Genomic DNA, 12,573 nt, shown 5'->3' with positions numbered 1-12,573 from the left:
CTCTGAAGGACGGGCGCCATTGTCCCGCCGTCCGGATTGGCGCTTATACTTCGTTCCGGACAACTCGCCGCGCCATCCGGACATGCCCACGAAGAAATACATCCCCCTGCCGCTGCCGGACCACCAGGCCCTGCCGGCACCCTTGTACTTCCGCTACGACGAGTTCGGCGCCGACACCCATTCGGCGCCCCACAGCCACCCCTGGGGCCAGCTCAACTACGCCTCCCACGGGGTGATGCAGCTGGACGTCGGCGGCCAGCGCTTCCTCTCGCCGCCGCAGTACGCGGTGTGGGTGCCGCCGGGCGTGGAGCACGGCTGCTACAACCGCGAGGCCATCGTCTACCGCTCGCTGTACGTCAGCGCCGAGCTGGCCCGCCAACTGCCGGCCTCGCCCTGCACGCTGCAGATCGGCGACATCCTCAAGGCCATCCTCAACGACTTCGCCGCGCGCGGGGTGAACATCCCCGAGAGCGCGGCCGACCGGCGCCTGGCCCAGGTGGTGCTGGACCAGCTGAAGGCCTCGCCCTGCCGCGAGGACTACCTGCCGTTCGCCCAGAGCGCACAGCTGGGCGAGCTGCTCGCCGCACTGCAGGCCGAGCCCGGCGACAACCGCGCCCTGGCCGACTGGGCCAGGCAGGTGCACAGTACCGAGCGCACCCTGGCGCGCATGTGCCAGCGCGAGCTGGGCATGAGCTTCGGCGAATGGCGCCAGCGCCTGCGCTTCCTCGCCGCCATCGAGGCGCTGGAGGCCGGGCGCGGGGTGCAGGAGATCGCCTTCGACCTGGGCTACAGCAGCGCCTCGGCGTTCATCGCCATGTTCCGCCGCCAGGCCGGCACCACGCCGGAGCAGTACCGCCTGGCGAGCCGGGGGTGAAGGCGCCAGATCGCGGACGGAGTCCTCCTACGGCTCCAGGAGGCACGGTCGTAGGAGCGGACTCCGTCCGCGATTGGATTCACCGGCCACGCCGGACGCCCCGGTGGCACGGCCGACGGCGGATAACCGCGAACGGTTATTCGCCCTACGAGTTTGCCGGCTGATGAGGGGACCGTCCGGTGCGATGCGAAACCACGAAGCTCCCGGGCTCCCCGTAGGGCGCATAACGCCTACGGCGTTATCCGCCGAATCGCGGACGGAGTCCGCTCCTACGGTTCCAGGATGCACGGATGCAGGAGCGGACTCCGTCCGCGATGCCCCCCGGCCGCGCCGATCCTCAGGCATCGCGACAGGGCTCCCGCCGCGGCTCAGCGCGCCGCGGTGACGGCCGGCGCGCCCGGTACCGCGGCCTGCACGGCCTTTTCCTCGCGCGGCGTGCCTTCGGGCACCCAGCTGTAGTCCACCGGCAAGGCGCGGTACACCCAGTTGCTGATGGCGTCGCCCAGCGGCGCCTTGCCGAAGTAGGGGCTGACGTATTCCCAGACGATCTCGCCCGCCGAGGTGACCTGGAAGAAGCGGCCGTTCTGCCCCTCGTCGATCAGCGTGTTGCCGTTGGGCAGGCGCCGGGCGCTGCTGATGAACGAGCTGAAGAAGGCCCAGCCCGGCTGCTTCGAGCTTTCCGCGGTGTACTGCCAGACGATCTGGTTCTTCAGCGGGTCGATCTCCAGCACCCGCGAGCCGGAGATCACCCCGCGTTGCACCGAGGGGTAGCCGGCGTCGCCCTGGTTGTCGAACACCAGCAGGTTGCCGGCCCCCGGCAGGCCCTCGGGGATGAGATGGGCGTCGTGCTGGCCGCTGATCTGGTCCACCGGGCGCGGCAGCTTCTGCGCGTTGCGCGGGTCGATCGGCGGCAGGTTCGGGCCCAGGCGCCAGGCCACCTTGCCGCTGGCCTTGTCGATGATGGCGATGAAGTTGGCGTTGCGCGAATCGAACAGCAGGTTGTCCGGGGCGAAGCGCTTGTCGCCGGCGGCGTACCAGCGGTTCGGGCCCAGCGGCGCGAGGTTGTTGATGTGCAGGTAGTCGGGGTTCTTGGTGCCGTGCACCAGCTTGAGCTGCTCGGCGCTGAAGCCGAACTCGTGCAGGTGCTCGGAGGCGGTCCAGCTCCAGGCCACCTTGCCTTGCGGGGTGACCTCGTAGATCACGTCGTCGATCACCTCCGGCACCTCGAAGCCCTTCACCGCGTGCACGCGGTTGGCCAGCACCAGGGTGTTGCCGTTGGCCAGCCGGCGCAGGTCGTGGTGCTGGCGGGCGGCGCCGCCGGGGCCTGGTCGCCCCATTGCCAGACGGTCTTGCCGGCCCAGTCCAGCTCGCCCACGGCCTGGTTGCGCAGGCCGTTGCCGGCCGAGGACAGCTTGCCCGGGTCGGCCAGGTCGGCGGTCTGCAGCAGCACGTGGCCGCGCTCGCCATTGGCCAGTTTCGGGTCGAGGATGGCCGAGGGGAAGCCGGGGCGGTCCCAGCGCTTCACCTCGTTGCCGTTCATGTCGATCAGGTGCGTCCGGTTGTCGGCGCCGCTGAAGATCACGTACTGGTTGAAGGCTTTCTGCGGGTCGTAGCGCGTCACCCCGGTGGGGAACACGCTGGGGGCGGCGCTGACGGCGGTGGCCAGCAGCGAGGCGGAGAAGGCGAGCAGGGCGGTGGCGCGGGTGTGCTTCATGGCAGTGCTCCTAGCGGGGGTCAGAAGTCATAGCGGGCGGTTACGCCCAGGGTGCGCGGGGTGCCCAGCACGCCGGCGTAGCCGCCGTTGGCCGAGTTCCACAGGCTGGTGTAGTAGGTCTTGTCGAAGGCGTTCTTCAGCCACAGCGACAGGTCCCAGCGGCCGTCGCCGTAGTCGCCGCGCAGGCCCAGTGCGGTGTTGACGATGGCGTAGCTGGGGATCTGCCCGTAGTCGGAGTCGTCGATGGTGCCCACCGCCTTGGAGCGGAAGGCGTAGCTGGCGGTGACGTAGGGCTCCAGGTTGTCTTCCAGGCGCCACTTGTATTCGCCGTTGGCGTTGAAGATGTACTTGGAGGCGCCCACCACCTGGTGGCCGCTGAGGTCGCAGGAGGCCGGCGCGCCGGCCTGGAAGCCGACTTCCGGCGGGCAGGGGGCGTTCTTGTACGACAGGTAGCGCACGTCGTTGTAGGAGCCGTTGAGGTTCAGCGTCAGCCCGCGGACGGGCAGGGCGGTGGCCTCGAACTCCACCCCGCGCGAGCGCACGTCGCCGGCGTTGGTCAGGTAGGAGGTGCGGGTGGCCTCGTCGTAGGCGTTGGCCTGGTAGCCGTGGACCACGGTGGCGAACAGGTTGGCGTTGAGGATCAGGCGATGGTCGAACAGCGTGCTCTTGATCCCGAGCTCGGCGTCGTTGGCCCGCTCGCTGCCCACCAGCAGGGAGTCGGCGCCGGCGGTGGGGGCGCTGGCCACGGTCAGGTTCACCCCGCCGGACTTCTCGCCGTGGGACAGCGAGGCGTAGCCCATCAGATTGTCCGTGAAGTGGTAGTTCAGGCTGAGCAGGCCCGAGGGCGAGAAGCTGTACACCGAAAGGTCGCCGGAATCGTAGGCGCCGGCCCGGCCATTGCGCGCAGCCAGGGCGGCGCCGCTGACGGTGGCCCCGCCGAGTGGCGCATCGCGGCCGACCGAGGCGGATTTCTCCTCGTAGGTGCCGCGCAGGCCGGCGGTGAAGTCCAGGCGGTCGGTCAGGTGCCAGGTGCCCTGGGCGAACAGCGCGTAGCTGTCGGTGTCGATGTGGCCGTCGCCCAGGCTGGTGACGTTGGCCAGCGCGCCCGTGGCGGTGCCGTTCCAGATGTCCGCCTGCGGGCCGTAGAGGTTGAAGGAGTGGTTGTCCAGGTCCTGGCCGAAGTAGTAGGCGCCCAGCACGTAGTCGAAGAAGCCGCCGGTGGGCGAGGCCAGGCGCAGCTCCTGCGACCACTGCTTGTCGCGCACCGAGACGCCGGCGTTGTAGGCCGCGGCCACGTTCAGGCCGTCGTCGTTGCGCGGGGTGAAGTCCCACCAGCGGTAGGCGCTGATGGAGGTCAGGGTGAAGTCGTTGGCCAGCTTCCAGTTGGCCTCAAGCGAAGTGCCGCCCTGGAACACGGTGACGCGCTGGGCGGCGTCGAAGTTGACCTTGCGGTCGTCGCCGTACACCAGGCTGGCGCCGGCGGCGCGGGCGCGCTGCTCGTAGCGGTTGACGCCATTGATGGTCGGCCCGGTGCTGAACAGGGTGAGGATGCCGTTGCTGGAGTTCTCCTCGTTGTAGTCGCCGATCCAGCGCAGGCTGAAGTCCTCGTCGGGCTTGTACAGCAGCTGGCCGCGGAAGCCCTGGCGGGCGCCGCCGTTGAGGGTGTTGCCGTCGAAGACGTTCTTCACGTAGCCGTCGTCGCGGGTGCGGTAGGCCGAGAAGCGCCCGGCCAGCTCGTCGGTGAGCGGCCCGGAAACCGTGGCCTTGCCCTGGAAGTAGCCGTCCTCGCCGCCGGACACCTCGACGCTGCGCTCGGGGGTGAAGCTGGGCAGGCGGGTGGAGATGTTGATCACCCCGGCGGTGGTGTTCTTGCCGAACAGCGTGCCCTGGGGCCCGCGCAGCACCTCCAGCTGCTCGATGTCCAGCAGGTCGAAGGAGGCCATGCCGGGGCGGCCCAGGTAGACGTTGTCCAGGTACAGGCCGACGCTGCCTTCCAGGCCGTCGCTGGCCGGGTTGTTGCCCAGGCCGCGGATGGACACGCTGGACTGCCGCGCGTGGACGTAGGCGACGTTGGTGCTGGGCACCAGCTGCTGCAGGTCCTGCACGCGGTAGATGCGCTGGCTTTCCAGGGTCTCGCCGCCGAGCACGCTCATGGCGGTGGGCACGTCCTGGGAGTTCTCTTCGCGGCGCCGCGAGGTCACGGTGACGGTGCCCAGGGTGCTGGCTTCGCCCTGGGCCTGGGCTTGGGTGGCGGCGTCCTGCGGGGTGGCTTCCTCGGCGTGCAAGGCGCCCATGGCCAGGCCGCCGGAGGCCAGCAGGATGGACAGCGGCAACAGCCGGCGGCGGAAGCGGGGCGCGGAATCTCGGTGGTGCATGGGATGGTCCTGGAGAAGAGGTCGTGTCGCGCAGGACCGGCTCGTCGGCCTGCAATCTTTTTATTCCGTATCGATCTTTATTTATGTATTTCGATTTATTTACGGAATAAGAGATTGCCTTTATAAGAAGGCCGTCCACCTTCGGACAATTGCATTTGCCCAATATTTTTTATGTAGAAAATGCATATAGACCTTCGCCAGCTCCGCCACTTCATCGCCCTTGCCGAGCACCGCAGCTTCGTCGCCGCGGCCGACGCCGTGTGCCTGTCGCAATCGGCCTTCAGCCGCAGCATCCAGGCCCTGGAGCACAGCGCCGGCTGCCGCCTGGTGGACCGCGCGAGCAAGGAACTCAACCCCACCAAGCAGGGCCTGATCGTGCTGGAGCACGCGCGCCGGCTGGTCAGCGGCGCGCACAAGCTGGCCAACGAGATCGCCCTGTTCAACGGCCTGGAGGCGGGCGAGCTGCGCTTCGGCGCGGGGCCGGCACCGGCGGCCTGGCTGGTGCCGCGGGCCATAGCCGCGTTCAACGGCCGCTACCCCAAGGCGCGGGTGGTCTTCCAGGTGGAGCACTGGCAGGTGCTGGGCAAGCGCCTGCAGGGCGAGGACTTCGAGTTCTTCGTCGCCGACACCCGCCATTTCGAGGCCAACCCCGAGTACCGCACCCTGCGCCTGAAACCGCGCAAGTGGCACTTCTGCTGCCGCCCCGGCCACCCCTGGCCGGCCGCGGCATGGTGAGCGCGGCGGAACTGCTCAGCTATCCCATCGCCACCAACCTCAGCCCGCCGAACCTGCGCAAGGTGCTGGTGGACCTCAGCGGCCGCCCGGACTTCCGCCCGGACATCGAGTGCGAGAACGGCCATGGCCTGAACGCCGTGGTGCTGGCCTCCAACGCCATCGGCATCGCCAGCGGCCTGGGCCAGGGCGCCGGGGAGCCGCTGGTGGCGCTGACGGTGGCGGAGCTGCCGGAGGACCTGGAGGAGCTGCATACGCGCTACGGCATCGTGTACCGCGCGGGCTACAGCCTGTCGCCGCTGGCCGAGGCGATGATCGGGGAGCTGCAGCGGATCGACGAGGAGACGGTGTAGGGGTTTTCGTCTTTGCGTAGGAGCGAGCTTGCTCGCGAACAGAGTTCACCGGGAGTTGTGGGTGCTGGGGTTGAGAACGCCCTCTCCCTAACCCTCGGCTGCGCGCCCCGCCCTGAAGGGAGAGGGGACTGTTCGGAGTGCGCTGATGTTTCGGCGTTAGCCGGCTTGTACCGAGTACCCGGCTGAAACCATCACTTTTCTCGGCACGATCTAGCCCCCTCTCCCTTCAGGGAGAGGGCTGGGGAGAGGGAGCGGAGTAAAACCAATACGCCATAACCGCCGGTGAACTCTGTTCGCGAGCAAGCTCGCTCCCACACCACCACCCCATTGCATTCCCTGCATGCAAATCTTGCTGCAAATGCGTTTGTCACCCGGCCCGGCAGCCGGCGAAATGGTGGCTCCATCCGTCATGCCGAACGCCCCATGAGCCAGCCCCAGCCCATCCGCAACGTCCTCTACATCATGTGCGACCAGCTGCGTCGCGATTACCTGTCCTGCTACGGCCACCCGCACCTGCACACGCCGAACATCGACCGCCTGGCCGCCGAGGGCGTGCGCTTCGCCCGGGCCTACACCCAGGGCACCATCTGCGGGCCTTCGCGGATGTCCTCCTACACCGGGCGCTACGTCAGCAGCCACCAGGTGAGCTGGAACGCCGTGCCGCTGCCGCTGGAGGAGCTGACCCTGGGCGACTACCTGCGCCCGGCCGGCATCCGCACCGCGCTGGTGGGCAAGACCCACGCCACCGCCAACCTCGAAGGCATGCAGGCGCTGGGCGTGGACCCGCAGAGCGAGCGTGGCCTGCAACTGGCCGAGGCCGGCTTCGAGCCCTACGATCGCAACGACGGCATCTACCCCGACGGCGAACTGTTCGCCGACAAGCGTGAAAGCGCGCCCTACACCCACTACCTGCGCAGCCTCGGCTATACCGGCGACAACCCTTGGCACGACTGGGCCAACGCCGCCGAGGGCGCCAACGGCGAGCTGCTCAGCGGCTGGCAGATGCGCAACGCCGGGCTGCCCACGCGCCTGCCGGAGCAGCACAGCGAGACCGTCTACACCACCGGCCGCGCCATCGACTTCATGCGCGAGCAGGGCGAGCGGCCCTGGTGCCTGCACCTGTCCTACATCAAGCCGCACTGGCCCTATATCGCGCCTGCGCCCTACCACGCGCTGTACGGCCCCGAGCATGTGCAGCCGGTACTGCGCGCGGCGCCGGGCGAGGAGAGCCGGCACCCGGTGTACCAGGCCTTCCAGCAGCACCAGGAGAGCCTGAACTTCTCCCGCGAGGACGTACGCAACACCGTGATCCCCACCTACATGGGACTCATCAGGCAGATCGACGACCAGCTCGGCCGGCTGTTCGACCACATGCAGGGCAGCGGCCGCTGGGACGACACCCTGATCGTCTTCACCAGCGACCACGGCGACTACCTGGGCGACCACGGCCTGGGCGAGAAGGAGTTCCTGCTGGAGCCGGCGGTGGGCGTGCCGCTGCTGGTTCGCGACCCGCGCGCCGCCGCCGATGGCACGCGGGGCACGGTGGAGCAGGCGCTGGTGCAGTCCATCGACGTGCTGCCGACCCTGCTCGACGCCTTCGCCGTGCCGGGCGCGGCGCACCGCGTCGAGGGCCGCTCGCTGCTGCCGCTGCTGCATGGCCACAGGCCGGCGAACTGGCGCGAATACGCCATCGCCGAATACGACTACGCCTTCCAGGCCCCGGCCCGCGAGCGCCTGGGCCGGCCCATCGACGCCTGCCGCATGTACATGGTGCGCAGCGAGCGCTGGAAGTACCTGGCCTACGACGGCTTCCGCCCGCAGTTGTTCGACCTGCAGGCGGACCCGGGCGAACTGCGCGACCTGGGCGCCGACCCGGCCCATGCGGACGTCCGCGAGCAGCACCAGGCCTACCTGTTCCAGTGGCTGCGCGGCCTGAAGCGGCGCACCACCATCAGCAACGAGGAGATCGACCTGCGCGGCCAGGCCTTCCGCTACGGCGAGCCGGAAGGCGGCAAGCTGGTGCGCATCGGCGAGTGGTAGCGGTTCAGCCCAGCTGGCGCAGGTAGCTCCAGGGGTAGATGCCGCGCTCGTGGCCGTCGTCGAACACCAGCTGCACGCCGTAGCCCTGCGGGTTGACGGCGCTCAGCCCGACCTCGGCGCCGACCAGCGCGATGCGCCCCTGCAGGCGCGCCGCGCGGCACTGCGAGCAGGGGCAGGCGCCGCGCAGGCGGGCGAAGGCGATGTGCTGCACCTCGCCGTCGCCCCAGTCGATGCGCAGCTCGCGCCCGGCGCTGGAGCGGTGCAGGGCACGGGGCGCGTTCATGCCGGCGCGCCCAACTGGGTGAGGGCGATGCGCACGGCCTTGCGCACTTCCGGGTCGCCATCGGCCTGGGCCGCTTGCAGGGCGGGCAGGGCGCGGATGTCGCCGAGTTCGCCGAGGGCCAGCGCGGCTTCCTTGCGCAGGTTGCTGATGGCGTGGCCGAGCAATGCCTGCAGCGCCTCGCGGGCGGCCTGGTAGCGCAGGTTGCCGAGGGCGCGGGCGGCGCGCAGGCGGACCTGCCAGAAGTCGTCCTGCAGCGCCTGCAGCAAGGCTTCGCCGGCTTCCTGCAGGCCCAGCTTGCCGAGGGTGCCGGCGGCTTCCTCGCGGACCTTCCAGGCCTTGTCGTTCAGCGCGGCGCGCAGGGCCGGCAGCACGCTGGCGTCGCTGGCCAGGCCGAGGGCGCCGGCGGCGGCGCGGCGCACTTCGCTGTCGGCATCGTCGCTGGCCAGGGCGGCCAGGCGCGGCAGGGCCTCGATGCGCTTGAGCCAGCCGAGGATGCCCACCGCCTCGCGGCGCACGCCGGCGTCGGCATCGTCCAGCGCGGCCAGGGCCGGCGCCACGCTTTCGTCCAGGCGCAGTTCACGCAGGGCGCGCAGGGCGCTGCGGCGGACGAAGGTGTCGGCGTGCTGCGCCCAGGGCATCAGCAGGCGCCCGGCCTCGGCGGTCTTGAGTTCGCTGAGGCTTTGCGCGGCGGCTTCGCGCACGCTTTCGTCGCTGTCGGCCAGGGCCTGGCACAGGGCCTGGACCACTTCGGGTTCCTCCCAGGCTTCCAACAGCCGCGCGGCTTCGGCGCGCACGGCGGCGGCCGGGTCGGCGGTCAGTGCCCGGGCCAGCCAGGGCAGGGCCTCGGGCTCCTCCAGGTCGGCCAGGTCGATGAGCGCGATGCGGCGCACGCCGGGGTCGGCGTGCTGCAGGCGCGGTTGCAGGTCGAGGATGTCGGGGTTGTCGGTCATCAAGTCAGTCATATGGCGAATCGCGGTCTTGTCTGTTCGTTGATCGGCAGGCCCAGGGGCGTCAGGCGCGGCAGCTGGCGGCCGTCCTCGTGGCGCAGCAGTTCCAGGCAGTGGCGTTTGAGGCGGGCGAACTCGGCGCTAGTCAGCAGCTCGGCGTGGCGCGGGCGCGGGAAGTCCAGGCGGATTTCCTCGAGGATGCGCCCCGGGCGCGGGCTCATGACCAGGATGCGGTCGGCGAGGAACAGCGCCTCGTCGATGTCGTGGGTGATGAACAGCACGCTGGTGCGCAGGCGCGTCCAGATGTCCAGCAGCAGCTCCTGCATCATCATCCGCGTCTGCGCGTCGAGGGCGCCGAAGGGTTCGTCCATCAGCAGCAGGCGCGGCTGGTTGATCAGCACCCGGGCGATCTCCACCCGCTGCTGCATGCCGCCGGAAAGCTGCGACGGCCAGCGCTGGGCGAAGCCTTCCAGGCCGACCAGCTGGAGCATTTCCTCGGCCCGCGCGTGGCGTTCGGCGCGGGGCACGCCGCGCATCTTCAGGCCGAAGGCGACGTTGTCGCGCACCCGCCGCCAGGGCAGCAGGGTGTGGTGCTGGAACACCATGCCGCGCTGCGGCGAGGGGCCGTTCACCGGCTGGCCGTCGACTTCCAGGCTGCCGCCGCTGGGGCGCAGGTGCCCGGCCAGGGCGCCGAGCAGGGTGGACTTGCCGCAGCCGGAGGGGCCGAGCACGCAGACGAATTCGCCGGGCTCGATGCAGAAACCGAGGGAGTGCACCGCCTCGAAGGCATCGCGGCCGCTGCCCAGGTGGATCGACAGGTTGTCGACGCGCACGTGCCCGGCGGGGAGGTTCTCCGGCAGGCTCATGGCTTGCCTCCGGCCTGGCGCTGCCAGGGCGTGGCCAGGGCGCCGAGCTGGCGCACCAGCAGGCTGCTGGCCATGCCGAGCACGCCGATGAGCAGCATGCCGACGACGATGTCGGGGTAGTTCTGCAAGGTGTAGGACTCCCAGGTGTAGTAGCCGATGCCCCATTGCCCGGAGATCATCTCGGCGGTCACCAGGCAGAACCAGGAGGTGCCCATGCCGATGGCAAGGCCCGTGACTATGCTCGGCAGGGCGCCGGGCAGCACCACCTCGCGCAGCAGCGCCAGGCGCCCGGCGCCGAGGCTGCGGGCCGAGGCGAGCAGGCGCGGGTCCACCGCCTCGACGCCGTGGATGGTGTTGAGCAGGATCGGGAACAGCGCGCCGGTGAAGGTGATGAAGATCATCGACAGCTCGGAGCTGGGGAACATCAGGATCGCCAGCGGGATCCACGCCACCGCCGGGATCGGCCGCAGCACTTCCAGCGGCGGCAGCAGGCTGTCGCGGGCCCAGCGGCCACGGCCGATGGCCAGGCCGAGGAGCACGCCGGCGACGGCCGCCAGCAGGTAGCCGGCCAGCACCCGCGCCAGGCTGCTGCCCAGGTGCCGGCCGAGCTTGCTGGACTGCGCCAGTTGCCAGGCCGCGTCGAGCACCTCGCGCGGGCCGGGGACGTTGGCGAAGGTGACGATGCCGAGGTTCAGGTGGCGCGCGCTGGCCAGCTGCCAGAGCGCCACGCAGAGCAGCAGCGAGGCCAGGCGCAGGCTCCAGCGGGTCAGGTTGTTCAGGTTCATCTTCGAGGCTCCGCAAGGGCCCGGCGCGCGCGGCGCCGGGCGGGGACGTCAGCGGCTGGCCACGGCTTGCTGGCTGGCGCCGGCGAAGTCGCGCACTTCGCCACCGTTGCTCTGCGCGTAGCGTTCGGCCTGTTCCTTGAGCAGGAAGGCGTTCAGCGCGCCGTCCTTGCCCAGGACGAACCAGGCCTGGCTGGCCAGCAGCTTGATGCCGCTGTCGCTGGCCTGGGCGTACACCGCGCGGACTTCCTTGCCCTGCTGCTTGAGCTTGGCCAGCTCACCCAGGGCCTCCTGCGCCGAGGCGTAGCTGCGCACCCTGGGCTCGCCGCGCACCCAGATCTGCGCGACGTGGCGCGCGTCGTCGATGGCCTTGCCGGTCAGCGCGTCCTTCGCGGTCAGCGGCTGCTGGGCGTAGTTCTTCAGCGCGGCGTCGTAGTCGGCGCCGGCGGCCTTGAAGGCGGCGCGGATGTAGCGGTCGTCGACGAACTGCTCGACGTTCAAACCGCGGTCGGCCTTCTTCAGCAGCTTCAGGGTGTCGATGGCGGTGGCCACGGCCTGGCGGTACTCCGGCTTCCAGGTCAGGTCGCGGGTCTGCAGGCCGAGCGGGCCGTGGAACAGGTAGTTCACCTCGGCGGGGATGCCGGCGACCTTCTCGATCAGTTCGCTGTACTTCTCCGGTTCCGCGGCCAGCAACTGGTTGGCCTCGTAGGTGGCGCGCAGGTAGGCCTCGACGATCTCCGGGTACTGCTGGGCGTAGTCGGCTGCCACCAGCGCGCCGTGGAAGGTCGGCGCCTTGGCCTGGGAGCCGTCGTAGATCTTGCGGGCGATGCCGCGGCTCTCGAACAGCTCGGCGAAGGGCACGAAGTCGGCGTGGGCGGCGATCTTCCCGGCCTGCAGCGCGGAACCGGCGACCTCCGGCGGCTGCGCGATGATGGTCACGTCCTTGTCCGGGTCCCAGCCCTGGGCGGCGATGGCGCGCAGCAGCAGGCCGTGGGCGGTGGAGGCGAAGGGCACGGAAATGGTCTGGCCCTTGAGTTCGGCCAGCGACTGCACCTTGGACGAGGCCGGCACCACGATGCCGTTGCCGCTGCCCTCGATGCTGCCGGAGAGCACGCTGATGAACAGGCTGCGCTTGCCGGCGGCTTCAAAGGCCACGCCGTTGAGCGAGCCGGGGAAGTCGGCCATGGCGCCGAAGTCCAGCTTGCCGGCGACCATCTCGTTGGTCAGCGGCGCGCCGCTGGTGAAGTTCTTCCACTGGATGTCGTACTGCGCGTCCTTGTACTTGCCGTCGTGGGGCAGGTACTTGGGCAGCAGGTTCAGCTCGCGGACCAGCAGGCCGCCGGCGGCGCAGTTGATGGTGGTGTCCTGGGTGCCGATGGCGACGCGGATGGTCTCGGCATGTGCCGAAAGGCTGGCGATGGCCAGCGCGAGGCCGGCCAGGGTAGTGCGCAAGGTCATGGGTGTTCCCCTCGAATCATCAGTGTTGGAATCGTCTCCGCCGCCGGTGTGCGGTGGGAAACGAGGGGCGGTGCATCAGGCGTCCGGTGGCGTGTCCGGTTGTCGTTGTGGGTGTAGGAGCGCGCCCTGCGCGCGAATCGCGGGCAGGG

Annotated in this window: 8 protein-coding genes and 2 pseudogenes; 3 read left to right on the top strand and 7 right to left on the bottom strand. The window is 69.9% G+C overall.

All coding sequences use genetic code 11. The annotated features are described in order from the left end of the window. Positions 1 to 82: 82 nt before the first annotated feature. Positions 83 to 874 carry a helix-turn-helix transcriptional regulator gene (locus PKO50_RS16165; protein ID WP_109934835.1) on the top strand — a complete coding sequence of 264 codons (792 nt, stop codon included), beginning with the start codon at positions 83 to 85 and terminating at the stop codon, positions 872 to 874. A gap of 368 nt (positions 875 to 1,242) precedes the next feature. On the opposite strand, the pseudogene PKO50_RS16160 reads toward PKO50_RS16165, so the two are convergent. After that, positions 1,243 to 2,588 (bottom strand): annotated as a pseudogene (locus tag PKO50_RS16160) (aryl-sulfate sulfotransferase). 20 nt (positions 2,589 to 2,608) lie between these two features. Further along, complete coding sequence (locus tag PKO50_RS16155) at positions 2,609 to 4,963, bottom strand: TonB-dependent receptor (protein WP_109934833.1); 2,355 nt, start codon at positions 4,961 to 4,963, stop codon at positions 2,609 to 2,611. 180 nt (positions 4,964 to 5,143) lie between these two features. Between PKO50_RS16155 and PKO50_RS16150 the strand changes: the two are divergent. Together PKO50_RS16150 and PKO50_RS16145 are read left to right on the top strand one after the other, a co-directional pair. Then, positions 5,144 to 6,048: pseudogene (locus PKO50_RS16150) on the top strand (LysR family transcriptional regulator). Positions 6,049 to 6,471: 423 nt separating this feature from the next. Beyond that, positions 6,472 to 8,088: an alkaline phosphatase family protein gene (locus tag PKO50_RS16145; RefSeq protein WP_275630309.1), complete on the top strand. Its 1,617-nt coding sequence runs from the start codon at positions 6,472 to 6,474 to the stop codon at positions 8,086 to 8,088. Between the two features lie 4 nt (positions 8,089 to 8,092). Here PKO50_RS16145 and PKO50_RS16140 read toward each other — a convergent pair whose 3' ends face one another. Genes PKO50_RS16140 through PKO50_RS16120 form a run of 5 tightly spaced genes read right to left on the bottom strand, consistent with a single transcriptional unit; the run spans position 8,093 to position 12,424 of the window. Further along, on the bottom strand, positions 8,093 to 8,371 hold the full coding sequence (locus PKO50_RS16140) for a gamma-butyrobetaine hydroxylase-like domain-containing protein (protein ID WP_109934830.1): 279 nt from the start codon (positions 8,369 to 8,371) through the stop codon (positions 8,093 to 8,095). Next, the gene (locus PKO50_RS16135) at positions 8,368 to 9,333 is read right to left on the bottom strand and encodes a HEAT repeat domain-containing protein (RefSeq protein WP_275630308.1); all 966 of its coding nucleotides are present in this window, start codon (positions 9,331 to 9,333) and stop codon (positions 8,368 to 8,370) included. The genes PKO50_RS16140 and PKO50_RS16135 overlap by 4 nt, the downstream gene beginning before the upstream one ends. Further along, positions 9,330 to 10,184: an ABC transporter ATP-binding protein gene (locus PKO50_RS16130; RefSeq protein ID WP_275630307.1), complete on the bottom strand. Its 855-nt coding sequence runs from the start codon at positions 10,182 to 10,184 to the stop codon at positions 9,330 to 9,332. The genes PKO50_RS16135 and PKO50_RS16130 overlap by 4 nt, the downstream gene beginning before the upstream one ends. Beyond that, positions 10,181 to 10,969 carry an ABC transporter permease gene (locus PKO50_RS16125; RefSeq protein ID WP_275630306.1) on the bottom strand — a complete coding sequence of 263 codons (789 nt, stop codon included), beginning with the start codon at positions 10,967 to 10,969 and terminating at the stop codon, positions 10,181 to 10,183. The genes PKO50_RS16130 and PKO50_RS16125 overlap by 4 nt, the downstream gene beginning before the upstream one ends. A 48-nt stretch (positions 10,970 to 11,017) precedes the next feature. Then, entirely contained in the window at positions 11,018 to 12,424 is a 1,407-nt protein-coding gene (locus PKO50_RS16120) for an ABC transporter substrate-binding protein (protein ID WP_275630305.1), read from the bottom strand. Positions 12,425 to 12,573 lie beyond the last annotated feature (149 nt).

The sequence above is a fragment of the Pseudomonas sp. 273 genome (genome assembly GCF_029201425.1).
In the GTDB taxonomy this organism is placed as follows: domain Bacteria; phylum Pseudomonadota; class Gammaproteobacteria; order Pseudomonadales; family Pseudomonadaceae; genus Pseudomonas; species Pseudomonas delhiensis.
This window is presented reverse-complemented; position numbering and strand designations above follow the sequence as displayed.